Annotated in this window: 21 protein-coding genes; 12 read left to right on the plus strand and 9 right to left on the minus strand. The window is 71.2% G+C overall.

Translation table 11 applies throughout. The features are described from left to right. Position 1: 1 nt before the first annotated feature. The 5 genes from ACTJI1_RS04055 to ACTJI1_RS04075 all read left to right on the plus strand — a co-directional run bounded on the left by ACTJI1_RS04055 (position 2) and on the right by ACTJI1_RS04075 (position 4,628). On the plus strand, positions 2–886 hold the full coding sequence (locus ACTJI1_RS04055) for a sulfurtransferase (RefSeq protein WP_440741637.1): 885 nt from the start codon (positions 2–4) through the stop codon (positions 884–886). A gap of 236 nt (positions 887–1,122) precedes the next feature. Further along, the gene (locus ACTJI1_RS04060) at positions 1,123–2,022 is read left to right on the plus strand and encodes an ABC transporter substrate-binding protein (protein ID WP_440741638.1); all 900 of its coding nucleotides are present in this window, start codon (positions 1,123–1,125) and stop codon (positions 2,020–2,022) included. Between the two features lie 5 nt (positions 2,023–2,027). Next, positions 2,028–3,011 (plus strand): amino acid ABC transporter permease, encoded by a 984-nt coding sequence (locus ACTJI1_RS04065; protein ID WP_310130443.1) that lies wholly within the window; start codon positions 2,028–2,030, stop codon positions 3,009–3,011. Beyond that, positions 3,008–3,781 carry an amino acid ABC transporter ATP-binding protein gene (locus ACTJI1_RS04070; RefSeq protein WP_018191676.1) on the plus strand — a complete coding sequence of 258 codons (774 nt, stop codon included), beginning with the start codon at positions 3,008–3,010 and terminating at the stop codon, positions 3,779–3,781. Before ACTJI1_RS04065 ends, ACTJI1_RS04070 begins: the two co-directional genes overlap by 4 nt. 55 nt (positions 3,782–3,836) lie before the next feature. Next, on the plus strand, positions 3,837–4,628 hold the full coding sequence (locus tag ACTJI1_RS04075) for an SDR family oxidoreductase (protein WP_440741639.1): 792 nt from the start codon (positions 3,837–3,839) through the stop codon (positions 4,626–4,628). Between the two features lie 92 nt (positions 4,629–4,720). On the opposite strand, the gene hrpA is transcribed toward ACTJI1_RS04075, so the two are convergent. Continuing rightward, positions 4,721–8,602: an ATP-dependent RNA helicase HrpA gene (gene hrpA, locus ACTJI1_RS04080; RefSeq protein WP_440741640.1), complete on the minus strand. Its 3,882-nt coding sequence runs from the start codon at positions 8,600–8,602 to the stop codon at positions 4,721–4,723. Positions 8,603–8,721: 119 nt separating this feature from the next. Between hrpA and ACTJI1_RS04085 the strand changes: the two genes are divergently transcribed. The 4 genes from ACTJI1_RS04085 (at position 8,722) to ACTJI1_RS04100 (ending at position 13,619) form a co-directional block, all read left to right on the plus strand. Then, positions 8,722–10,296 carry a long-chain-fatty-acid--CoA ligase gene (locus ACTJI1_RS04085; protein ID WP_440741641.1) on the plus strand — a complete coding sequence of 525 codons (1,575 nt, stop codon included), beginning with the start codon at positions 8,722–8,724 and terminating at the stop codon, positions 10,294–10,296. Positions 10,297–10,324: 28 nt separating this feature from the next. Then, positions 10,325–11,158 (plus strand): aldo/keto reductase, encoded by an 834-nt coding sequence (locus ACTJI1_RS04090; protein WP_310130431.1) that lies wholly within the window; start codon positions 10,325–10,327, stop codon positions 11,156–11,158. A gap of 74 nt (positions 11,159–11,232) precedes the next feature. Further along, a complete protein-coding gene (locus ACTJI1_RS04095) occupies positions 11,233–11,643 on the plus strand; it encodes a hypothetical protein (RefSeq protein WP_440741642.1) in 411 nt (136 codons plus the stop codon). A 41-nt stretch (positions 11,644–11,684) separates the two neighbouring features. Continuing rightward, positions 11,685–13,619 (plus strand): thioredoxin domain-containing protein, encoded by a 1,935-nt coding sequence (locus ACTJI1_RS04100; RefSeq protein ID WP_440741643.1) that lies wholly within the window; start codon positions 11,685–11,687, stop codon positions 13,617–13,619. On the opposite strand, the gene ACTJI1_RS04105 is transcribed toward ACTJI1_RS04100, so the two are convergent. The 4 genes from ACTJI1_RS04105 to ACTJI1_RS04120 form a co-directional block, all read right to left on the minus strand. Then, entirely contained in the window at positions 13,597–14,208 is a 612-nt protein-coding gene (locus ACTJI1_RS04105) for a dihydrofolate reductase family protein (RefSeq protein WP_310130424.1), read from the minus strand. The genes ACTJI1_RS04100 and ACTJI1_RS04105 overlap by 23 nt on opposite strands. 13 nt (positions 14,209–14,221) lie before the next feature. Then, a complete protein-coding gene (locus ACTJI1_RS04110; RefSeq protein WP_310130423.1) occupies positions 14,222–14,557 on the minus strand; it encodes a hypothetical protein in 336 nt (111 codons plus the stop codon). Between the two features lie 168 nt (positions 14,558–14,725). Next, positions 14,726–15,625, minus strand: coding sequence for an aminodeoxychorismate lyase (locus ACTJI1_RS04115; protein ID WP_440741644.1), 900 nt, complete (start codon positions 15,623–15,625; stop codon positions 14,726–14,728). Positions 15,626–15,846: 221 nt separating this feature from the next. Beyond that, positions 15,847–16,122, minus strand: a complete 276-nt coding sequence (locus ACTJI1_RS04120; RefSeq protein WP_440741645.1) for an acylphosphatase — start codon at positions 16,120–16,122, stop codon at positions 15,847–15,849. Between the two features lie 180 nt (positions 16,123–16,302). Between ACTJI1_RS04120 and ACTJI1_RS04125 the strand changes: the two genes are divergently transcribed. Then, a complete protein-coding gene (locus ACTJI1_RS04125) occupies positions 16,303–17,838 on the plus strand; it encodes a DUF7059 domain-containing protein (protein WP_440741646.1) in 1,536 nt (511 codons plus the stop codon). A 100-nt stretch (positions 17,839–17,938) separates the two neighbouring features. Here the strand turns inward: ACTJI1_RS04125 and ACTJI1_RS04130 are convergent, their stop codons facing one another. Next, positions 17,939–18,439, minus strand: coding sequence for a metallophosphoesterase family protein (locus ACTJI1_RS04130; RefSeq protein WP_440741647.1), 501 nt, complete (start codon positions 18,437–18,439; stop codon positions 17,939–17,941). 47 nt (positions 18,440–18,486) lie between these two features. On the opposite strand from ACTJI1_RS04130, the gene ACTJI1_RS04135 reads away from it, so the two are divergent. Further along, complete coding sequence (locus ACTJI1_RS04135) at positions 18,487–19,518, plus strand: aldo/keto reductase (protein WP_440741648.1); 1,032 nt, start codon at positions 18,487–18,489, stop codon at positions 19,516–19,518. 404 nt (positions 19,519–19,922) lie between these two features. Here ACTJI1_RS04135 and ACTJI1_RS04140 read toward each other — a convergent pair whose 3' ends face one another. The 3 genes from ACTJI1_RS04140 to ACTJI1_RS04150 form a co-directional block, all read right to left on the minus strand. Further along, positions 19,923–20,672: a hypothetical protein gene (locus tag ACTJI1_RS04140; RefSeq protein ID WP_440741649.1), complete on the minus strand. Its 750-nt coding sequence runs from the start codon at positions 20,670–20,672 to the stop codon at positions 19,923–19,925. A 258-nt stretch (positions 20,673–20,930) separates the two neighbouring features. Beyond that, on the minus strand, positions 20,931–21,386 hold the full coding sequence (locus tag ACTJI1_RS04145) for a WapI family immunity protein (protein WP_440741650.1): 456 nt from the start codon (positions 21,384–21,386) through the stop codon (positions 20,931–20,933). Further along, the gene (locus tag ACTJI1_RS04150) at positions 21,383–21,985 is read right to left on the minus strand and encodes an NADPH-dependent FMN reductase (protein ID WP_310130408.1); all 603 of its coding nucleotides are present in this window, start codon (positions 21,983–21,985) and stop codon (positions 21,383–21,385) included. Before ACTJI1_RS04150 ends, ACTJI1_RS04145 begins: the two co-directional genes overlap by 4 nt. Before the next feature lie 168 nt (positions 21,986–22,153). Between ACTJI1_RS04150 and ACTJI1_RS04155 the strand changes: the two genes are divergently transcribed. After that, complete coding sequence (locus tag ACTJI1_RS04155; RefSeq protein WP_440741651.1) at positions 22,154–22,372, plus strand: hypothetical protein; 219 nt, start codon at positions 22,154–22,156, stop codon at positions 22,370–22,372. The last annotated feature ends 36 nt before the right edge of the window (positions 22,373–22,408 follow it).

Below are 22,408 nucleotides of genomic sequence, written 5' to 3' on the forward strand. Positions count from 1 at the left end.
CATGCCGACGGAGCCATCTCCGCTGATCACCGCCGCCGCGCTGGACGTCGCTCTCGGGGCCGAATCCCTGTGGAGCGGCGCCGGCCGGCGGCGTTCGGCGTGGCGCGTCCTCGACGTGCGCTGGAAGCTGGGCGGTCCGCCCGGGCGTGAAGAGTACGAGCGCGGCCACATCCCCGGCGCCGTCTACGTGGACCTCGACACAGAACTGGCCGGCCACGGCGCTCCCACCAACGGACGCCACCCGCTGCCGGCCGAGGAGGACTTCCAGGCGGCAGCCCGGCGCTGGGGGCTCGACGACGGCGACGCGGTCGTCGTCTACGACGACGCCTCCGGCACCTCGGCGGCCCGCGCCTGGTGGCTGCTCCGCCACGCCGGCGTGCGCGACGTGCGCGTGCTCGACGGCGGGATCGCCGCGTGGCGCGACGCGGGCTACGCCGTGCAGACCGGGATGCTGGTCCCTCCCCGTCCCGGTGGGATCACCCTGCGCTACGGAGAGCTCCCGACGCTGGATGCGGACGCATCCGCCGCCCTCGCCGCCCGCGCCGACGGCATCCTGCTCGACGCCCGTGCCGCCGAGCGGTTCCGCGGCGAGGTGGAGCCGGTCGACCCCCGGCCCGGCCACATCCCGGGAGCGGTCAGCGCCCCGACGACGGACAACCTCGACGCGAGTGGCCGGATGCTGCCCGCAGAGGCCCTGCGCGAGCGGTTCTCCGCGCTCGGCGTCGACGAGCACACCGCGGTGGGCGTGTACTGCGGGTCCGGCGTGACCGCCGCCCACGAGGCGCTCGCCCTCGTCGTCGCGGGGCTGCCGATGCCCGCCCTGTACGCCGGGTCGTACTCCGCCTGGTCGAACGACCCGAGCCGCCCGGTCGTTACGGGAGCGTGATCTCGGCGCAGGATGCGCCCGGCCGGGGCGTCCCGCGCGGGTTTCGCAGCGGCTCCGTGCAGGAATCCACGGATTCCGCTGCGAGAATCGGCGAAACGTGCCGGAAACGTCCGTGAAAAACGCTGTTCCCTGCGCGAATTAGTGTTGAAGTGCGGCAACGCCGCTGGGGTATCCTCCCCTTACCCGTGCAATACGCATCGACACATTCCTGTACCAGGAAGAAGGACAACGACAACATGCGCATCCGTTCCGCGGCACCCATCGCCGCAATCGCCGCCGTTGCAGCGCTCGCGCTCACCGGCTGCGTCGACAACAGCACCCCGTCCGGCAGCTCAACGTCGAGCTCGGTCTCGGACGTGAAGAAGGACGACACCCTCGCCGGGCAGCTGCCCCAGAAGATCAAGGACGCCGGCAAGCTCGTCGTCGGCATGGACAACACGTACCCGCCGAACGAGTTCAAGGACGACAACGCCCAGCCGGTCGGCTGGGAGGTCGACCTCGCCAAGGCGATCGGCGACAAGCTCGGTGTGAAGACGGAGTTCGCGATCGCGAAGTTCGACAACATCATCCCGAGCATCAGCGGCGGCAAGGACGATTACGGCATGTCGTCGTTCACCGACACCACCGAGCGCGAGCAGCAGGTCGACTTCGTCAACTACTACTCGGCCGGAATCCTCTGGGCCTCCCAGAAGGGCAAGGACATCGACCCGGACAACGCGTGCGGCCTGAAGGTCGCCGTGCAGTCGACCACGTACGAGGACACCGACGAGGTCCCCGCCAAGTCGAAGAAGTGCACGGATGAGGGCAAGCCCGCCATCCAGGCGCTCCGCTATGACACGCAGGACGACGCGACCAACGCGGTCATCCTCGGCAAGGCCGACGCCCTGAGCGCCGACTCGCCCGTCACGCTGTACGCGATCTCGAAGTCGGACGGCAAGCTGCAGGAGGCCGGGAAGACCTTCGACGAGGCGCCGTACGGCCTCCCCGTCAAGAAGGACTCGGAGCTCACCCCCGTGCTCCAGAAGGCCGTGCAGGCGCTGATCGACGACGGCACGTACAAGAAGATCCTCGACAAGTGGGGCGTCGCCGACGGCGCCGTCCAGTCCGCCGAGGTCAACGCCGCCTCGAAGGGCTGACCTTCATGTCCCAAAGCAACGCCGCCCGCCCGGCGACGGGATCCGTCCCGTCGCCGGGGGGCACCCGCTCCGAGCCGATCAAGGCGATCAAGCTCAAGCACCCGTGGCGGATCGTCTTCGCCGCCGTCCTCATCCTGCTGCTCGTCTGGTTCATCATCGACGCTTCACAGCGCGACGCCTACGGCTGGCAGTACGTGGGCAAGTACGTCTTCGACAAGCGCATCAGCGCCGCTGCGCTCGTGACCCTCCAGCTGACGATCTACTCGATGATCATCGGCGTCATCCTGGGCCTGGTGCTCGCCGTCATGCGGCTCTCGCCCAACCCGGTCGTGAAATCGGTGGCCTGGCTCTACCTGTGGATCTTCCGCGGCACCCCGGTCTACGTGCAGCTGGTGTTCTGGGGCCTGTTCTCGCTGATCTACCCGCAGATCTTCCTCGGCGTGCCGTGGACGAACATCGGCGTGGATCTGAACCTCGGGTTCATGCAGAACGCGTTCATCATCGCCGTCATCGGCCTGGCGCTGAACGAGGCCGCGTACATGGCGGAGATCGTGCGCGCCGGCCTGCTCTCGGTCGACGAGGGCCAGGAGGAGGCGGCGACCGCGCTCGGCATGTCGTGGTGGCAGACCATGACCCGGATCGTCATCCCGCAGGCCATGCGCGTCATCATCCCGCCGACCGGCAACGAGGTCATCTCGATGCTGAAGACGACGTCGCTGGTGGCAGCCATCCCGCTCACCACCGACCTGTACGGCGTCGCCCGTGACATCTCGGCGGTCACGTACACGCCCATCCCGCTGCTCATCGTGGCGTCGCTGTGGTACCTGCTCTTCACGTCGCTGCTGATGATCGGGCAGTACTTCCTCGAGAAGCGGTTCTCGCGCGGCGTCAACGCGCGGCGCCCGGACCGCAACGACCCGGCACTCGCGACGGGCGCGCTGCCCGCCGCGGGCGCACCCGACGGAAACGACCTCGGAGGCAAGGGATGACCGACACAAAGACCCCCATGGTCCTGGCGGAGGGCGTCTCGAAGAGCTTCGGCTCGAACGAGGTGCTCAAGAGCATTGACCTCAAGGTGAACCCCGGCGAGGTGCTCTGCATCATCGGCCCCTCAGGTTCCGGCAAGTCGACCTTCCTGCGCTGCATCAACCACCTGGAGCGTGTGGATGCGGGCCGGCTGTCCGTCGACGGCGAGGTCGTCGGCTACCGCCAGCACGGCGACAAGCTGTACGAGCTGAAGCCGAAGGAGGCCGCACGCCAGCGCCGCGAGATCGGCATGGTGTTCCAGCGGTTCAACCTGTTCCCGCACATGACGGCGCTGGAGAACATCATCGAGGCGCCCATCCGCGTGAAGGGGCTGTCGAAGGCGAAGGCCGTCGAACGCGCGACCGAGCTGCTCGCCCGCGTCGGCCTCTCGGACAAGGGCGACCACTACCCGTCGCAGCTGTCGGGCGGCCAGCAGCAGCGCGTCGCGATCGCCCGGGCGCTCGCGATGGACCCGAAGCTGATGCTGTTCGACGAGCCCACATCGGCGCTCGACCCGGAGCTCGTCGGCGAAGTGCTCGACGTGATGAAGGGCCTCGCTGCCAGCGGCATGACGATGGTCGTCGTCACCCACGAGATGGGCTTCGCCCGCGAGGTCGCGGACGAGCTGGTCTTCATGGACGGCGGCGTCGTCGTGGAGTCGGGCGACCCGCGCGAGGTGCTCAGCAACCCGCAGCACCAGCGGACGCAGGCGTTCCTCTCGAAGGTGCTCTAGCGAGCTAGCGAGCTAGCGAACGGAGCGGGCGTCGGCCGTCTGACAGAATCGTCGGATGGACAACGACGCCCGCTCCGCACGTCCGGTGGTGTTCGTGACGGGAGCCAGCCGTCCCGAGTCGATCGGCGCGGCCATCGCCCGCAACCAGGCATCCCTCGGCTGGGATGTCGCCTTCGCGTTCTGGGACGACTACGACGCCGGGATGCCGTGGGGAGCCCGCGAGCGCGCGCACGAGGTGCTTGCGGATGAGCTTCGCGCTCTGGGGGCGCAGGCGCTGCCCGTCGCGGTCGACCTGTCGCATCCCGAATCACCGGCACGCGCCGTGGAGCGGGTCCGCGCCGGCCTCGGGCCGATCCAGGCCCTGGTCGCCAGTCACGCGCACTCGGTCGACAGCGGCCTGCTCGACACCAGCGTCGAGGCGTTCGACCAGCACTTCGCCGTGAACACGCGCGGAACCTGGCTGCTCATCAAGGCGTTCGCCGAGCAGTTCGCCGCGCACATCCCGGCCGACGCCGGTCTCGGCCGCATCGTCGCGCTGACCAGCGACCACACCGCCCATAATCTTCCCTACGGCGCCAGCAAGGGCGCGCTCGACCGGATCGTGCAGGCCGCGGCCGTGGAGCTCGCGCACCTCGGCATCACGGCGAACCTGATCAACCCCGGCCCGATCGACACCGGCTGGATGACGCCCGAGCTCGCCGAGCAGCTGACATCCGAGACCGCCCTCGGCCGCCTCGGCACGCCTGCCGACACCGCCGACCTGGTCGCGTTCCTGCTCTCGCCTGCCGGCGGCTGGATCACCGGCCAGCTCCTCCACTCCAACGGCGGCTTCCACCTCCCCGTCTAGCCCGGCTCCGCCCACCGTCGAGTACACGAAAAGTGCACGCGAAACGCCGGAGGAGCGTGCACTTTTCGTGTACTCGACGGAGGGGAGTGGGCTTAGGGGGAGGTGAGGACCTTGCGGATGCGGGGGAGGGAGACGGTTTCGGCGGTGCCGAGGGACTGGGCGAAGAGGGAGACGCGGAACTCCTCGAGCATCCAGCGGGCGTGCACGATCGGGGGCGGCGAACCGGGCGCGAGGGGGATGCGGCCGCCGGCGTCGGTGTAGAGGGCGACCGCGGTCTCCACCTGCGTCTGCCAGGCGCGGTCGCGCCCGGGGTTGGTCGGGAGGGCCTGCATCCGCTGGGAGATGCCGGCGAGGTAGCGCGGCAGGTGCCGCAGCTGCTCCAGGCCGGTCGCCGAGACGAAGCCCGGCCCTTTCGGATCGGCCCAGACGAGCCCGGCGAGCTGGCCCTTCGCGTCGTTGAGCGCCGGCAGGTAGGTGAGCGCCGTCACGCTCGAGATCGCCTTCTCGGCGGCCCGGGCGGCGGTGAGGATGCGCGTGACGAGCGCGACCGTCTCGAACATCGCGTCCATCACGATGCCGGACACGCGGTCGCGCACCGCCTCGAACTCGGCGCGCATGAACACCTGGCCGTCGGGCTTCATCCGGTACAGCACCGAGTCGACCACGGCCAGGAGGCAGTCGTCGAAGAGCGCCTTGGTGTTCGGGTACGGGCTGGCCGCCAGGGTCAGCTTCTCGTTGGAGGTGAGGTGCTGCTGCACGTAGGCGACCGGTGAGGGGACGCTGGCGAGCAGCAGCCGCCGGACGCCTCCCGGCATGGCGCGCGCCTGCTCGGCCGGGGTGCCCATCAGGCGAATCGACACCGACGCGCCGTCGTCGACGAGCGCCGGGTAGGCGCGGATGACATTCTTCGTGCCGCCCGGGCCGGTGTGGGTGGAGTCGACGAAGCGCGGCAGCTCGTCGAAGTCCCAGGTGGTGAGGCCGGAGCGCTCGATGGCGTTGGGCGTCCGCGCCTCGGCGACGGCGGCGACCGAGTCGCGAGCGCGGGTGCGCAGGCGGTCCTGGAGCGCGGCCAGATCCTTGCCGCTCGCGAGCGGGCGGCCGCGTTCCCCGATCACCTGGAACGTGGGGCGCAGGTGGGGCGGCAACCGGTCGAGGTCGAAGTCCGTGCCGCTGACGCGCGATCCGGTCAGGCGCGAAATCGTCGCCGCAAGCGTGCCCACGAGGGATGCCGCGGGCCGCTCGCCCTCGTGCGCGCGCATCCCCGCGGTGCCGCTGAGCTCGCCGAGCAGGCGCTGGGCCCAGTCGGCGGCCGGCACCACCTGTCGGCGGATCGCCTTCGGCAGAGACTTGATGAGCGCCGTGACCAGCTCGTGCCGCAGGCCCGGCACCTGCCAGTCGAAGCCGTCCGGCAGCAGGCCGGCCAGCAGCGGCAGCGGCACCTGGACGGTCACGCCGTCGTCCTCGGCGCCCGGCTCGAACCGGTAGCGCAGGGTGAGCCGCTGGTCGCCCTGCCGCCACACCGGCGGGAACGCCTCCTCGTCGACCTCGGCGGCCTCGTCGTCGAGCAGCGCCTCCGGGGTCATCGTCAGCAGGTCCGGCGTCTCCTGCCGCGCCTTCTTCCACCAGCCCTCGAAGGAGCGGGTGGAGACGACATCCGCCGGGATGCGCGCGTCGTAGAACTCGAACACCGCTTCGTCGTCGTTCAGGATGTCGCGCCGCCGGGTGCGCTCCTCCAGCTCGCGCAGCTCGGCGCGCAGTTTGCGGTTGGCGCGGTCGAACGCCTGGTGCGAGTCCCACTCGCCGTCGACGAGGGCGTGCCGGATGAACAGCTCGCGGGAGAGCGGCGCATCGATCCGCGCGTACTGCACCCGACGGCGCGGGATGATCGGCACGCCGAACAGGGTGACGCGCTCGTAGGCGACGACCGCGCCCTGGTTCTTCTCCCAGTGCGGCTCGCTGTACTGCCGCTTGCACAGGTCGCCGGCGATCGGCTCGGCCCAGGCGGGGTCGATGGATGCGTTCATCCGCGCGAACAGCCGGGACGTCTCCACGAGTTCGGCGCTCATCAGGGCGTTCGGCTGCTTCTTGGCGAGCGTCGAGCCGGGGAAGATCACGAACCGGGTCTGCCGGGCGCCGAGGTACTCCGACTGCCGGGGGCCGCGCGCGCCGCCTTTAGCGCCGGAACCGGACTCCCGCACATCCTTCAGCCCGATGTGCGACAGCAGCCCGGCGAGAAGGGAGCGGTGGATGCCGTCCGGGTTCACCGACGGCTCGCCGATCGTCAGCCCGAGCGGCTTGGCGAGCTGGCGCAGCTGCCGGTAGACGTCCTGCCACTCGCGCACCCGCAGGAAGTTGAGGTACTCGGCCTTGCACAGGCGGCGGAAGGCGCTCGACGAGAGCTCGCGCTGCTGCTCCTCCAGGTAGTTCCAGAGATTGAGCAGCGTGAGGAAGTCGCTGGTCGGGTCGGCGAAGCGGGCGTGCTTCTCGTCGGCGCTGCCGCGCTTCTCGACGGGACGCTCGCGCGGGTCCTGGATGGTGAGTCCCGCCACGATCGCCATGACCTCGCGCGAGGTGCCGTGGCGCTTCGACTCGACCACCATGCGAGCGAACCGCGGGTCGATCGGGAGCTGCGCGAGCTGGCGGCCGACGGCCGTGAGCTTGGTCCCGTCCTTCGCCGGGGCGATCGCGCCGAGTTCCGTCAGCAGGTCGAGGCCGTCCTTGATGCCGCGCGAGTCGGGCGGCGTGAGGAACGGGAAGGCCGCGATGTCGCCGAGGCCGAGCGAGATCATCTGCAGGATGACGGCGGCGAGGTTGGTGCGGAGGATCTCCGGCTCGGTGAACTCCGGGCGCTTCTCGAAGTCCTCCTCCGAGTAGAGGCGGATGGCGATGCCGTCGCTCGTGCGCCCGGACCGGCCGGAGCGCTGGTTGGCGCTCGCCTGCGAGATCGCCTCGATCGGCAGGCGCTGCACCTTCGCGCGCGTGCTGTACCGGCTGATGCGCGCCGTTCCCGCATCCACCACGTACTTGATGCCGGGCACGGTGAGGCTCGTCTCGGCGACGTTGGTGGCGAGCACCACGCGGCGGCGCACGCCGGGCTGCGTGGACGGCTGGAAGACGCGGTGCTGCTCGGCGGCGGAGAGCCGGCCGTAGAGCGGGAGCACCTCGGTGCCGGGCAGGTTGCGGCCGCGGATCGCGTCGGCTGCATCCCGGATCTCGTTCTCGCCGGAGAGGAAGACCAGCACGTCCCCGCGGTCCTCGCGGGCCAGCTCGTCGAGCGCATCGTTGATGCCCTGCAGGTAGTCGCGGTCGGCGGCGGGGATGGGGTCCGGATCGTCGTCGTCCTCCTCCATCGCCTCGGCGACGAGCGGGCGGTAGCGGATCTCGACCGGGTAGGTGCGGCCGGAGACCTCGACGATCGGGGCGGGCGTGCCGTCGGCGGACGCGAAGTGCGCGGCGAAGCTCTCCGGGTCGATGGTCGCCGACGTGATGATCAGCTTGAGGTCGGGCCGCTGGGGGAGCAGCTGCTTGAGGTAGCCGAGCAGGAAGTCGATGTTGAGGCTGCGCTCGTGCGCCTCGTCGATGATGATCGTGTCGTAGGCGCGGAGCAGCCGGTCGCGGCGCAGCTCATTGAGCAGGATGCCGTCGGTCATCAGCTTGATCCGGGTCGCCTTCGAGACCCGGTCGGTGAACCGCACCTGGTAGCCGACCAGCTCGCCGACGGACTGGCCGAGCTCCTCGGCGATCCGCTCCGCGATCGTGCGCGCGGCGATCCGGCGCGGCTGGGTGTGCCCGATGCTGGTGCGGCCCAGCTCCAGGGCGATCTTCGGGAGCTGCGTGGTCTTGCCGGAGCCGGTCGCGCCCGCGACGATCACGACCTGGTTGTCGCGGATGGCGCGCGCGATGTCCTCCCGCTTGCGGCTGACGGGCAGCTCGGGCGGGAAGACGATGCGGGGGAGGGTCGCGGTCGAAGACATGAGCCCTCCAGTCTAGCCGCGTGACGCGCCCCGGGCGGGGGCGTTGCCCCGCGGCCCCGGGTGACGTAGGTTCGCCTCAACCCGATCGGGTCCTGTGTCGATGAGGACGAGGAGAACCCATGAGTCACGGCTATGCGACCATGTCCGTCGCGAGCATCCTGGCGGAGACGGCGCACCGGCTGCCGGACAACGTCGCGCTGGTCTTCGCCGGGCAGGAGATCCGGTACCGCGAGCTGTGGGAGCAGACGCGCGCCTACGCGGGCGCCCTGCGTGATCTCGGCGTCGGGCCGGGCGACAAGGTCGCCCTGATGCTGCCCAACGTGCCCGACTTCCCGCGGTCGTACTACGCGGTGCTGGCTCTCGGCGCGGTCGTCGTGCCGATCCATGCGCTGCTGAAGGCCGAGGAGATCTCGTACGTGCTGCGCGACTCCGGGGCGTCGCTGCTCATCTGCGCGGCCCCGCTGCTCGGTGAGGGCGCGCGCGGTGCCGGGCTCGCGGGCATCCCGACGATCTCGGTGCTCGTGCCCGACGAGATGTACGAGCAGGCGCCGTTCCCGCGGCTGGAGGAGCTCGCCGCGGAGACCGAGCCGATCGACACCTACGTGCCGCGCAAACCGCTCGACACGGCGACGATCCTGTACACGAGCGGAACGACCGGCAAGCCGAAGGGCGCCGAGGGATGCCACTTCTCGCTCATCGAGCAGGTGAACGTGCTGCTCGCCGGCACCCTCGACCTCACGCCGGAGGACCGCATCCTGGGCTGCCTGCCGCTGTTCCACACGTTCGGCCAGACCTGCGTGATGAACATGGGCTTCCGCGCGGGCTCGGCGGTCGTGCTGGTGCCGAAGTTCGACGGGGCCACGGCGCTGCAGCTGCTCAACCAGCACGCGTGCACGATCATGACCGGTGTCCCGACGATGTACATCGCGCTGCTGGAGGCCGCCAAGGCCAACCCGGACCGTCCGCCGCTGAGGTACGGCATGAGCGGCGGCGCCGCCATCCCGGTCGCCGTGATCGAGCGGATGAAGGAGGTCTACGGGATCGACGTGCACGAAGGATACGGGCTCACCGAGACCTCGCCGGTCGCCTCCTTCAACCACCGCGGACGCCCGACGCGCGTCGGCACCGTCGGCACGCCGATCTGGGGCGTGGATGTGGAGATCGCCGACGCGGAGGTCGACGACCGGATCGAGCTGCTGCCGCGCGGCGAGCTCGGCGAGATCGTGGTGCGCGGCCACAACCTGATGAAGGGGTACCTGAACCTCCCGGAGGCGAACGCCGAGGCGGTCGTCGACGGCTGGTTCCGCACCGGCGACCTGGGCACCAAGAGCGACGACGACTACATCACGATCGTGGACCGGAAGAAGGACATGATCGTGCGCAACGGCTACAACGTGTACCCGCGCGAGGTCGAGGAGGTGCTGTCCACGCATCCCGCCGTCGCCATGGTGGCCGTCTTCGGTGTCGCCCACGAGACGCACGGCCAGGAGATCATGGCGGCGGTGACGCTGATGCCCGGAGGAGAGGCGGACCCGGACGAGCTGGTCGCCTACGCCCAGGACAAGGTCGCCGCCTACAAGTACCCGCGGCGCGTCGAGATCCTCGAGGTGCTGCCGCTCGGCCCGAGCGGGAAGGTGCTCAAGCGGGAGCTCGTGGCGCGGTTCGAACAGGAGGGTGCGCACCCGGTCGGCTGACCGCACGCGGGCTGGTACCGTGGCGGATATGGTTGCACACGCAAATACTCCGCTTCTGACCCTGAACAACGGGACGACCATCCCGCAGCTCGGCTTCGGCGTCTTCAAGGTCGACCCGGCCGAGACGACCCGGATCGTCACGGACGCCCTCGAGGTCGGCTACCGCCACATCGACACCGCCGCCATCTACGGCAACGAGGAGGGCGTCGGCCAGGCCATCGCGTCCTCCGGTATCCCGCGCGACGAGCTGTTCGTCACCACCAAGCTGTGGAACGACCGCCAGACGGACGCCGAGAACGCCTTCGAGGAGTCGCTCGGCAAGCTGGGCCTCGACTACGTGGACCTGTACCTCATCCACTGGCCCACCCCGCAGAAGGACACCTTCGTGCAGGCCTGGAAGTCGCTCGAGAAGATCTACGCGTCCGGTCGCGCCAAGGCGATCGGCGTCTCGAACTTCCTCGTGCCGCACCTGCAGAAGCTGCTCGCCGAGACGGACATCGTCCCCGCCGTGAACCAGATCGAGCTGCACCCGGCGCACCAGCAGCCCGAGGTGACGGCGTTCTCGCACGAGAACGGCATCGAGATCGAGGCGTGGGGTCCGCTCGGCCAGGGCAAGTACCCGCTGTTCGAGACCCCGGAGGTCGCTTCCGCCGCCGAGGCGCACGGCAAGACCCCGGCGCAGGTCGTCATCCGCTGGCACCTGCAGACCGGCAACATCGTGTTCCCGAAGTCGAACTCGCGCAGCCGCATGGCCGAGAACTTCGACGTGTTCGGCTTCGAGCTGACCGCCGACGAGGTCGCCGCCATCAGCTCGCTGGAGCGCGAGGGCCGCGTCAGCGCACACCCGGACGAGGTCAACTGACCCCGATCCGGACGGGCAGGCCCGGGGATGCGCGGCGCGGACGCGGTGTCGCATCCTCGGGCTAGGCTCGAAGGGTGAGGATCACGTCGGTCGCGGGGAAGATCAGCTACATCGTCGGCGCTTTCGCGCTCATCCTCGTCCTCAACGTGTTCCTCATCGCACGGCTGGTGAATCCGACGTTCGACGTGCTGATCGTCGCCGTGCTCAACGTCGCGTACGCCATCGTGGGCGTCCGCACCTTCCGGGGCGCCGGCGAGAACAAGACGGATCCGCGCCCGTGGTGGCGCGCGACCGCCCGCCCGGCTGCCGGGTTCTGGATCGGCGCGCTGCTGGTCGTGCTGGCCTTCATCTCCGGCGTCGGCGCGTTCGCGAGCGACCCGGAGGATGCGTTCATCCCGGCGCTCGCCTGCCTGACGTACGCGGTGCTCGCCGCCTTCTACCTCAACTCGTCGGTGCGGCTGCAGGGGATGGACACCGCCAGCTGACCGGGGCTTCCGTTCGCGTGCCGCGGTCGTAGGGTGAGCCCATGGCCAACCGACTCGCCGATGCGATCAGCCCCTACCTGCGTGCGCACGCGGACAACCCGGTGGACTGGTTCCCGTGGGGCGCCGACGCGTTCGCGGAGGCTCGCAGGCGGGACGTCCCCGTCATGGTCTCCATCGGCTACGCGACCTGTCACTGGTGCCACGTCATGGCGCGGGAGAGCTTCAGCGACCCGGCCGCCGCGGAGGAGCTGAACTCCCGGTTCGTGGCGATCAAGGTCGATCGGGAGGAGCATCCCGACGTCGACGCCGCCTACCTGTCCGCGGCCAGCGCGTTCACCGGCAACCTCGGCTGGCCCCTGACGGTGTTCGCGACGCCCGACGGCAAGGCGTTCTTCGCCGGAACCTACTTCCCGCCGCAGCCGGTGGCCGGGCGCGCGTCGTTCCGGCAGGTGCTGGACGCCGTCTGGGACGCCTGGACGGAGCGCCGCACCCAGGTCGAGTCGGACGCGGGCACGGTCGTGACGGCGCTCGCCGCGGCAGCGGACGCCGCGACCGCCGTGGCGGACCTCCCCGACGACCGGCAGCTGGACGCGGCGGTCGCCCAGCTGGCGGAGGCGGAGGACCCGGAGTTCGGCGGCTTCGGCACGGCGCCGAAGTTCCCGGTCGCGCCGGTGCTCGACTTCTTGCTCACGCAGCCGTCCGGCCACGAGCTGGCGGCGCGCACCCTCGCGCGGATGGCGGCCTCGCCCCTGCGCGACCCGGTCGACGGCGGGTTCTTCCGGTACGCCACCCGGCGCGACTGGAGCGAGCCGCACTACGAGCGGATGCTGTACGACAACGCCCTGCTGCTCGACGCCTACGCGCGGGTGTGGCGGCAGACCGGTGAGGAGTGGGCGGAGCGCACCGCCGACGGGGTGGCGGCCTTCCTGCTCGGCGTGCTGCGGCGTCCCTCCGGCGGCTTCGCCTCGGCGCAGGACTCGGAGAGCACGATCGACGGAGCCTTCGTCGAGGGCGCCTACTACACGGTGCCGCCGGAGGAACGGGCCCGGCTCGACCCGCCGCCGATCGACGCCAAGGTGCTGACCGGATGGAACGGGTTCGCGATCGGTGCGCTCGCGCGGGCGGGGCGCATCCTGGACCGTCCGGCCTGGGTGGTGGCCGCGCGGGAGGCGGCGGACGCCGTGCTCGGCCGGCACCGCCGCGAGGACGGGACGCTGCTGCGCGCCTCCCTCGACGACCGGCGGAGCGAGGCGGGAGCGACCCTCGAGGACTACGGCGGACTCGCCGCGGGCCTGCTGGAGCTCGCGCTCGCGGCCGGGGACGCCTCGGCTGCCGTCGCCGCCCGCGACCTCGTCGACCTGTGCCTGGATGCTGCGGAGGGGGCGCCCGGTTCGGGCGACTGCCCGTTCGGCACGCCGGGGGGCGGCGACCCCGTGCTGCAGGCGACAGGGCTCGCGGTCAACGTCGACCCGTCCGAGGGGGCGTACCCGTCGGGGCTCGCCTCGCTGGCGCAGGCGGCGCACACGCTGTACCTCACGACCGGGGAGCGCCGGTACGAGCGGGCCGCCCGCGAGGGGATGCGGATGGTCGCCGCGCAGGCGGTGCGGGTGCCGAGCGCGTTCGGGACGTCGCTGGCGCTCATGTCGCGGCTGGCGGGGGAGGTGGAGCAGTTGGTCGTCGTGGTGCCGGATGCGGGGGGCGCCTCGGCGGCGGGGGCGCCGGGCGCTGGGGCGCCGGGCGCTGGGGCGCCGGGCGCGGGCTCGGGTGATCTGCTCGCCGCGAGCCGGCGGCATCCCGCGCCTCTGGTCGCCGTGGCCACCGAGGCGCAGGCGGAGGAGCTCGCCGCCGACGGCTTCGAGCTGTTCGCGGCGCGCACTACGCGCGACGGGCTGCCGACCGCCTACATGTGCCGCGACTTCGTCTGCCGGCTGCCGGTGACGGATGCGGCCGGGCTCAGCGCCGCACGCGATAGGTGAGGTGCGCGACCTCCGGCGTGACCCGCGACCGCACCAGCTCGAGGTCGAGTGCCGGGACCCGGTCGAACACCCGCTCGCCCGCGCCCAGAGTCACCGGGGTGACGTGCAGCCGCAGCTCGTCCACGATCCCGGCCCACAGCGCCTGGTTGAGCGTCTCGGCGCCGCCCGCGATCGCGACGTCGGCGTCGCCGGCCAGCTCGCGCGCCCGGTCCACCGCGGCGTGGATGCCGTCGGTGACGAACGTGAACGTGGTGCCGGTCAGCTCCAGCGGCTCCCGCTCGTAGTGCGTGAGGACGAAGACCGGCGCGTGATACGGCGGCTCGTCGCCCCACCAGCCGATCCAGTCGCCCAGCGGCTCATCCGGAGCGGGCCACTCGTGCCGGATCGGGCCGAACATGTTCCGGCCCATGACGTACGCGCCCGCTGCGGTGATGGCATCGATCTCGGCCGCGTGGGCGTCGCCGTACTCGAACATCCACGCGTGCAGCCGGTTCTCGGCCCCCTCGCCCAGCGGCTGCTCCAGCGACTGGTTCGGCCCGGCCGCGAAGCCGTCGAGCGAGATGGCGATGTCAGCGGTGACGATACCCATGCGGGCAGCGTAGTCAGGCGCGCTCGACCTTGTCGAGCATCCCCCAGACGGCTTCGCTCAGCTCGGGATGCTCCAGCGCGATGCGACGGAGGACCGAGTACTCGAAGCGGGTGAACATCTCGCGGCCGGCCGCGGGATGATGCGCCCGGGACTGCTCCTCGGCGAGGTCGAACGCCTCGATGGCGCCCGCCCGGAGGGAGATGACGACCTGCTCGTCCACGCTGGGGAGCTCGGGGATGAACTGCCACGGGTCCTCGCCCGCACGGCAGCGGTGCTCGATGATCGCGGACAGCTCGTCGCGCGCCTGCTGGCGCAGCAGCTCGATGCTTCGGGGCACCTGCTCGCTCATCTCGCACCTCCCTTCCCCGGGGTCGTGGACGCTTCAGCGGCCGCCGCGCGGTCGCCGTCGGCCGCGCAGTGGCATCAGCCTAGGCGCTGCCGCCGACGCTCGCGAATCGGGGTGACACGGTGTGTCTACCGGGCACTCCGTCGGTCACTCCGTGCCTCACTCGGTCCGTCACTCCGTCCGTGCGAGGAGGTACGCGTTGAGCTCCGCGGTGAGCGCCGCATCCACCGGGTACTCGCGCCCGTCGAGGTGTGTGACGGGCGCCGCCTGCCGGACGCTGGACACCAGCCAGATGGCGTCGGCGGAGACGACCTCGTCGAGGGCGAGCGGTGCGAACTCGGTGCGGAGGCCGCGGCGCTCGAAGAAGTCGAAGACGGCCGCCTGGGTCGTTCCGGCGAGGATGCCCTGGTCGGTGTTCGGGGTGCGGACGACGCCGTCGGTGAGGGTTACGACGTTCGAGGTGGGTCCCTCGAGCGCGTAGCCGTCGCTGCTCACGAACAGCACGTCGTCGGCGCCGCGGCGCACGGCCTCGCGCTGGGCGGCGCGGTTCACCGCATACGACAGGGTCTTCGCGCCGGCGAGCAGCCACGGGGAGGTCTCGGCGACGTCGTGCCGGAGGCCGCGGTCGAGCACGACGACCTTGATGCCGAGCCGGGCCTGTCGGAAGTCCTCGCCGAGGTCGACGAACAGCCAGCCGCTCGGGGCGCCCGCGCCCTCCACGCCGCGCGTGTAGATGAGCTTCGCGAACAGCTCGTCCTCGACGGATCCGGCGCCGTTGCGTGTCAGGTAGTCGGCCACTCCGGCGCGGACGGCCTCCCGCCACACGTCCAGCGCGGGCTTCGGCAGGTCGAGCAGCTCGGCGGAGTGCGCGAGACGCGCCAGGTGCGGCTCCAGCGCCTGCGGGTGCCCGTTGATGACCGCAATGGTCTCGAACACGCCGTCGCCCCGGGTCACCGCGAGGTCGGTGATGCGCACCTGCGGCGCGTCGAAGTCGGCGACGACGAATCCCGGATCACCCGCCTCGGGCGTCCCGGTCGGCATGGTGATGGTCAGCAGTGTGGCGCGCGTCATGCCCCCATTCTGCCCGCGCGCTGGCGCCGCGTCGCGTCCTGCGTCCGTGCCGGGTGCGTGCCGGGTCCGTCCCGCGGTCTGGGCGCTCCGTCTGTCCCGCGGTCCGTCCCTCCGTCGAGTACACGAAAAGTGCACGCTTCGGCGGCGTGTCGCGTGCACTTTTCGTGTACTCGACGGAGGGGCGGAGGGCGCGCGGGGGGCGGGCGCGGCGGGCGCGGCGCTCAGGAGGTGGTGCGGATGCGGAAGGCGTCGTCGTCCTGGGTTGGGACGTCGGTGACGGTGACGGAGTCGACGGAGGCGCCGGGCGGCCCGGTGCGCAGCCAGTCCAGCATCCGGTCGACCTGGTCCTGGTCGCCCTGCACCTCCGCCTCCACGGTGCCGTCGAGGCGGTTGCGCGCCCAGCCGGACACCCCGATGCGCTGCGCGGCCTCCCGCGCGCTCCAGCGGAACCCGACGCCCTGGACGCCCCCGGTCACGATCGCTCGCCTGCGGATCATGGCCCCATTCTGCCCCCGGACCCGCCAGCGGCGGTCGGGGCCGCGCCGCGCCGGCGCCGCGCCGGGTGTGACTGCCACCGTTCGGAACGTGTGCGGGTGCTCGCCGGGGCGCAGACGTTCCGGGAGGGCGCAGTCACCGCCGGCGCCGCGGCGGCGCCGCGCATGGGTTTCAATGGAGGGATGACCGACTCCGCTCTTCCGGCCGCCGACCGCATCCCGGACCTCCGCTCCGACCTGCTCGCGGCGGGCCTGTCCGTCGACGCGCTGACGCGGCTGTGGGGTGAGGAGGCGGCCGAGGCGCTGCACCGGGGGCAGCGCGTCCCGGCCGAGCGGGCGCTGGCCCGGCGCGAGCCGTCCGCCCTCGCGACGCTGGCCCGCCTGTTCGTGCTCGGCCTGCCGGTCGCCGCCGACGCGGCCGCCGCTGCACTGCCGGCGCTCGGCGTCGACGGAGCCATCGCGCTGGGGCTCGTCACCTCGGACGATGCGTCCGGCACGATCTCCGCGGCCGTCGACCTGCGCCCGTACGGCTTCGTGGATGCGGCCGGTCCCGCCGAGTGGTGGATCGTCTCAGACCTGGGCGAGCTGGCCCTCGGCCACGCACTGCCCGAGGACCACGTGCTCGGCGTCGGCGGCGCCTCCCTGACGCTGAGCGGCCTCATGCTGCAGGCGCCGGTCGAGAGCGCGCTCGACCTCGGCACGGGATGCGGCATCCAGGCGATGCACGCCGCCCGCCACGCCCGCCGGGTGGTCGCCACCGACATCTCGCCGCGGGCGCTCCGGATCGCGGCCCTCAACCTGGCGCTGAACGAGATCGGAGGGGTTGAGCTGCGCCTCGGCAGCATGTTCGAGCCGGTCGCGGGGGAGCGGTTCGACCACATCGTGTCCAATCCGCCGTTCGTCATCACGCCGCGCACCGACGGCGTGCCCGCCTACGAGTACCGCGACGGCGGGATGGTCGGCGACGGGCTGGTCGCGTCGTTCGTGAGTGGATGCGCGGAGCACCTGACCCCAGGCGGCGTCGCGCAGCTGCTAGGCAACTGGGAGTACCGCGGAACGGGGGACGGGCTGCTGCGCGTCCGCGACTGGGTCGACGCGTCGCCGGAGCCGCTCGACGCGTGGGTGATCGAGCGCGATGTCGAGGATGCGGTGCGCTACGCCGAGACGTGGATCCGCGACGGCGGCACGCGTCCGGGATCGCCGGAGTTCGAGCGGCTGCTCGCCGCGTGGCTGGACGACTTCGACAGCCGGGACGTGCGGTCGGTCGGCTTCGGCTACCTGCTGCTGCGCCGGGCGGAGGGCACGCCGACGCTGCGCCGGTTCGAGCGGCTTCACGGGTCGCTCGGCGCCAACGAGGCCGGTCTCGGCGTGCACCTCGGGGAGGCGCTGGCCGCGCACGACCTGCAGGCGGCGCTCACGGACGACGAACTGCTGCGGCTGCGCCCAGTGGTCTCGGGCGACGTGACGGAGGAGCGTCACCTGTGGCCGGGCGCCGACGCGCCCACCGCGATCCTGCTGCGGCAGGGCGGCGGCTTCGGCCGCGCGGTCGCGGCCGACACGGGCCTGGCGGCCCTGGTCGGTGCGTCCGACGGCGAGCTGAGCGTCGGCGCGATCGTCGCCGCGCTGGCGCAGCTGCTCGAGGTGGACGAGGACGCCCTGCGCGCCGACCTCCTCCCCGCCGTGCGCGGCATGCTGGTCGACGGCTTCCTGCGCGCCTGAGCCGCGCATCCACCCGGGCCCCGGCCAACGAGGGGTCGCAACACGCCGTTATCCGCCGCGCATAACGGCGTGTTGCGCCCCCTGGATGCCGCGCCGGCCGTCAGGGTCGCGGGACCGGCACCAGCACGACGTCGCCGAGCCGGCCGTCGGTGAGCTCGACGCTGAGGTACGTGCCGACCGGCTGCCGACGCCGGTCGGTCGGCGAGCCGGGGTTGAGCAGCCGCATCCCGCGCGGCGTCACGGTGTCCCAGGGGATGTGCGAGTGCCCGAACACGAGGACGTCCGTGTCCGGGAAGTCCCGGTCGCACCGCGCCTCGCGCCCCGTCGCCGGCCCTGTCTCATGTACGACGGAGAAGCGGAGGCCGCCCAGCGACACATGCGCGACCTCCGGCAGCCGCCGCCGCAGCTCCGGTCCGTCGTTGTTGCCGTAGACGCCGACCAGCCGCTTCGACCGCTGCTCCAGCAGGTCGAGCGTCGCCGCATCCACCCAGTCGCCGGCGTGCACGACGACGTCCGCCGCATCCACCGCCGCCATGACCTGGTCGGGCAGCGAGCGCGCGCGCTTCGGGATGTGCGTGTCGGAGATCAGGAGGAGCCTCACGAACGCACACAGTATGCGAAGCACGGATACGGGGCTAGGTTCGCGTCATGCAGCTACGGAATCTCGGAAACAGCGGAACGATCGTGTCGGAGTTCGCCCTCGGCACCATGACCTTCGGCGCGGAGGCCGACGAGCAGACCTCGCACGCCATCCTGGAGCGCTACCTGGACGGCGGGGGCAACTTCCTCGACACGGCCGACGTCTACACCGCCGGTGCGTCCGAGTCGATCATCGGACGCTGGCTGTCGCGCAACCCCGGCCGCCGCGACGGCGTCGTGATCGCGACCAAGGGCCGCTTCCCGATGGGCGGCGGACCCAACGACCTCGGCCTCTCGCGGGCGCACCTGCGCACCGCGCTGGACGCGTCCCTCCGTCGTCTCGGTGTCGAGCACATCGACCTCTACCAGATGCACGCGTGGGATGCGCTCACGCCGATCGAGGAGACGCTGCGGTTCCTCGACGACGCGATCAGCGCGGGCAAGATCTCGTACTACGGCTTCTCGAACTACCTCGGCTGGCAGCTCACGAAGGCCGTGCACGTGGCCCGCGCCCACGGCTGGGCGCCGCCGGTGACCCTGCAGCCGCAGTACAGCCTGATCGTGCGCGGCATCGAGCACGAGGTGGTGCCGGCGGCGCTGGATGCGGGGATCGGCCTGCTGCCCTGGTCGCCGCTCGCGGGCGGCTGGCTGAGCGGCAAGTACCGCCGGGATGAGCCGCCGACGGGCGCGACCCGCCTGGGCGAGAACCCGACACGGGGCATGGAGGCGTGGGAGGCGCGCAACGCCGACCCGCGCACGTGGGAGATCATCGACACGGTCAACGCGGTCGCCCAGGAGACCGGCGCCTCGGCGTCGCAGGTGTCGCTGGCGTGGCTGAGCGGGCGGCCCGCCGTGACGTCCGTCATACTGGGCGCCCGCACGGTCGAGCAGCTCGAGGACAACCTGGGAGCCGCCGACGTCCACCTGTCGGACGAGCAACGCGCCCGCCTCGATGACGCCAGCACGCCGCGGACCGACATCTACCCGTACGGCGAGCAGGCGGTGCAGCAGCGGCACCGCAAGCGGGAGGGCGGCCGGTAGAGCGCCGTGACGGCGCAGCTGCGAGGCTCTCACAACGAGGGCGGCCCCGGCCCGAAGGGATAGAAACCTTGGGGCCAGGGCCACGGCCAGGGGACGGGCTGATCACCCGGGGACGAGGGTCACCTTCCCATCGCCGGTGTCGTCCGCTGTTGCGGCGGTAGCCACACCAAGTGCCACCGCGACAACGATTGACATGCTGAGCACGACGATCGCAGTGGTGAGCATCGCCACCGAACGGGGCCGCTGACGCGCCAATCGCACCGAGGCCCAGACCAAGAGGACAACCGCGCCGATGAGAGCAGGCCATACGAGCGGGGCGAGAACGCTCACTCCTACTGAAGCGACTAGCAGCCACCGGTCGGCCACGGCGGGGTGGGTTCGGGCCATCGCAGGGGTGGTCATGGCTAGATGTTCTTCAGGCTCGCGCTGATAAGCCTGGTGCCCGTGTACACGAGCTGCTGCTGCTTGTTGGTGCTGAAGAAAGACCCCTTGAAAGCAAGCGACATGTTGTACTTGACCGTGCAGGCGCCCTGACCGCCGGAGACGTAGTTGCTTTGGCTGGTGCTGATGTTCCAGACTCCGGCTGCTCCGGTGAACCATCCCGTGCATTCCAGGTTCCGGGTGACGTTCGTCGACGTGGCCTCGAACACGTAGCGCAGGTTGAATGTGCCCGTCGTGATCCCGAACAGGCTTGCGTTCACCGGGTAGGTCGCCGTGTACCGAGGCGCAGCCGCGGCCGCCTGGATGTGGAGCCTGCTGGCGGCATTCCGTGCAGAGCCTAGTTTGGTGGTGGCGACGTTGAGATGCGCCGCCGTCGTGATGGAGCTGGCGATGTTGCGTGCCAGCGCCGGCTGAGCAGTGGTTCCCGTTCCAGAGGTCAGCGTTGGTGCACCGGCGTCGAACTCCATCACGGACAGCGGATTCTCCTCGATTGCGTCAGCGACCCGCTCCTGCTCGGCTGGTGGCAGGTCATCGAACCGCTCGCTCAACGCGGCATCGGTCTTGGCGTCGACTTTCAGGGTGTCCACGAATTCATCGAACACGGCCTCAGCTGACCCGGGTGCCTCCTCCGCATGAGCCGCGGTGATGCCGGTCCCGAGGATCAGGCCCAGCGCAATGCCGCTTGCCGACGCCACCTTCGTCAGTCGGTTCATCTGAATCTTCCATTTCGTTCGTCTTCGAACGCGCGATCCTCGTGTCCCTCACCCGAAGTCCGGAAGGGGCGGTGCAGTTCGCGACCGTGCGGGGGATGACCCCGTCACCCATGAAGACGACGCATCAGGCGGATCGTTACGCGGCATCCATCGAGGTGTTCGGTATGCACGCAAAAAGCACCCCCGCACCCTTCGAGTGGAAAGGAGTGGGGGGCAGGTGGTGCGGTGGAGGGGGAACGGTGGTCGGTAGCCCCGTTCTCACACGTCCGCGGGCCGCTCCGCGAGCGCATCCACCTCGGCGATGAGCTCGCGGGCGGCCGCGATCACCGCCTCCTCGGACGTGCGCAGCCCGACGACGACGTCTGTCGTGCCGGTCCCTTCCGAGCGCATCCGCAGCACCGCGATGCGCAGGTCGACCGTGCCGCCTGGGATGCGATGACCGCTCATCGAGACGGCGTTCGACGCGAAGGCGATGGCGGTCCACTCGTCGGCGTCGGCGGTGGTGTCCTCGGCGAGGCCGGCCAGCCAGGCGGCGAGGTCGCGCGCCTCCGCGGTGGTCAGGCAGGCCTCGGAGAGCGTCCAGCGGCGGGCGTCGTCGTGCACGACGGCGTCGACAACGATGCGGCGGGCCCCGTCGTGCTCGGCGCCGCCGTCCTCCCGGGCGGCCGGGCGCAGCTCCACCGAGCGCGTGCCGCCCTCGTCCTGAAGCTTCACGATGCCGGCGGCACCACCGTCAGCACGCGCTCGATGTACTCGAAGAAGGCGTTCATATAGCCGCGCAGGAATTCCTCGGTGCCCGGGTCGGTGACGGTGCCGTCCTCCTCGATGAGGCCGGGGCGCATCCAGATGTAGGCCTCCGGCGCGTTCATCTGCGGCGCCTGGAGGAAGCTCAGGATGCTCCGCAGGTGCTGCTGCCCGACCGCGGTGCCGATCTGCCCGGGCGAGGCTCCGATCACGGCGGTCGCCTTGCGGGCGATGACGTTCTCGCCGTACGGGCGGCTGGCCCAGTCGATCGCGTTCTTCAGGGCGCCCGGGATGGAGCGGTTGTACTCCGGCGTGATGAAGAGCAGCGCATCCTGCCGGGCGATCAGGGCCTTGAAGTCGCGCGCCTCGGGCGGGAAGTCGCCGTCGAGGTCGCGGTTGTACAGCGGCAGCCCGCCGATCGGGATCTCGGTGAAGGTGAGCTCGGAGGGCGCGAGCCGGAGGAGGGCGCGGGAGAGCGTCCGGTTGACCGACTGCGTGGACAGGCTGCCCACGAAGTAGCCGACCGCGTACGGGGGCTGGAGTTCGTTGATCGTCGCCATGGGCACCATGCTGCCCCCGCGTTCCCGGCCCGTGAAGCCCCTTAAGCGTCGTCGCGTCTTAGGCGTCCGGAGTGGGGCCGGAATAGGGCATCCTCCCGATGTCCGGGGGATGCCTTAGCGAGCAGTCTGAAGTCATCGCCGGGCAGAGTGCGCGGCGGATGCAGGAGGGGAGCGATCATGCTGCTGGAGGAGTTCGTGGACATGCGGGTGCGGGCCGGCGAGACGGCGCGTACCGAGGCCGAACGGGGACGGCGTGCGCGCGCTGCGGAGCAGGCCGGGGGACGGGACGGCGCGCGGGTCCACCACCTGTGGGAGCGTGTGCGCCGGGCTCGTGTCGCGGCCGCGGACGCGTCGGCGGCCGCCCCGCAGAGGGAGCTCGCCCACGCCTCCCGCTGACCCGTCGCAGCCGGCCGGGTCCGGCCTGTCTGCCCC

This window comes from Leifsonia sp. 22587, from assembly GCF_052044215.1.
Taxonomy (GTDB): Bacteria; Actinomycetota; Actinomycetes; order Actinomycetales; family Microbacteriaceae; genus Leifsonia; species Leifsonia shinshuensis_C.

What these genes read in the sequence shown, in the direction of transcription:
- ACTJI1_RS04140 (WP_440741649.1), bottom strand. Translation starts at nt 20,672, where the DNA reads ATGAACCGACTGACGAAGGTGGCGTCGGCAAGCGGCATTGCGCTGGGC.
- ACTJI1_RS04105 (WP_310130424.1), bottom strand. Translation starts at nt 14,208, where the DNA reads ATGGGTATCGTCACCGCTGACATCGCCATCTCGCTCGACGGCTTCGCG.
- ACTJI1_RS04075 (WP_440741639.1), top strand. Translation starts at nt 3,837, where the DNA reads ATGGACAACGACGCCCGCTCCGCACGTCCGGTGGTGTTCGTGACGGGA.
- ACTJI1_RS04135 (WP_440741648.1), top strand. Translation starts at nt 18,487, where the DNA reads ATGCAGCTACGGAATCTCGGAAACAGCGGAACGATCGTGTCGGAGTTC.
- hrpA (WP_440741640.1), bottom strand. Translation starts at nt 8,602, where the DNA reads ATGTCTTCGACCGCGACCCTCCCCCGCATCGTCTTCCCGCCCGAGCTG.
- ACTJI1_RS04055 (WP_440741637.1), top strand. Translation starts at nt 2, where the DNA reads ATGCCGACGGAGCCATCTCCGCTGATCACCGCCGCCGCGCTGGACGTC.
- ACTJI1_RS04155 (WP_440741651.1), top strand. Translation starts at nt 22,154, where the DNA reads ATGCTGCTGGAGGAGTTCGTGGACATGCGGGTGCGGGCCGGCGAGACG.
- ACTJI1_RS04120 (WP_440741645.1), bottom strand. Translation starts at nt 16,122, where the DNA reads ATGATCCGCAGGCGAGCGATCGTGACCGGGGGCGTCCAGGGCGTCGGG.
- ACTJI1_RS04125 (WP_440741646.1), top strand. Translation starts at nt 16,303, where the DNA reads ATGACCGACTCCGCTCTTCCGGCCGCCGACCGCATCCCGGACCTCCGC.
- ACTJI1_RS04100 (WP_440741643.1), top strand. Translation starts at nt 11,685, where the DNA reads ATGGCCAACCGACTCGCCGATGCGATCAGCCCCTACCTGCGTGCGCAC.
- ACTJI1_RS04060 (WP_440741638.1), top strand. Translation starts at nt 1,123, where the DNA reads ATGCGCATCCGTTCCGCGGCACCCATCGCCGCAATCGCCGCCGTTGCA.
- ACTJI1_RS04115 (WP_440741644.1), bottom strand. Translation starts at nt 15,625, where the DNA reads ATGACGCGCGCCACACTGCTGACCATCACCATGCCGACCGGGACGCCC.
- ACTJI1_RS04065 (WP_310130443.1), top strand. Translation starts at nt 2,028, where the DNA reads ATGTCCCAAAGCAACGCCGCCCGCCCGGCGACGGGATCCGTCCCGTCG.
- ACTJI1_RS04070 (WP_018191676.1), top strand. Translation starts at nt 3,008, where the DNA reads ATGACCGACACAAAGACCCCCATGGTCCTGGCGGAGGGCGTCTCGAAG.
- ACTJI1_RS04110 (WP_310130423.1), bottom strand. Translation starts at nt 14,557, where the DNA reads ATGAGCGAGCAGGTGCCCCGAAGCATCGAGCTGCTGCGCCAGCAGGCG.
- ACTJI1_RS04150 (WP_310130408.1), bottom strand. Translation starts at nt 21,985, where the DNA reads ATGGTGCCCATGGCGACGATCAACGAACTCCAGCCCCCGTACGCGGTC.
- ACTJI1_RS04090 (WP_310130431.1), top strand. Translation starts at nt 10,325, where the DNA reads ATGGTTGCACACGCAAATACTCCGCTTCTGACCCTGAACAACGGGACG.
- ACTJI1_RS04085 (WP_440741641.1), top strand. Translation starts at nt 8,722, where the DNA reads ATGAGTCACGGCTATGCGACCATGTCCGTCGCGAGCATCCTGGCGGAG.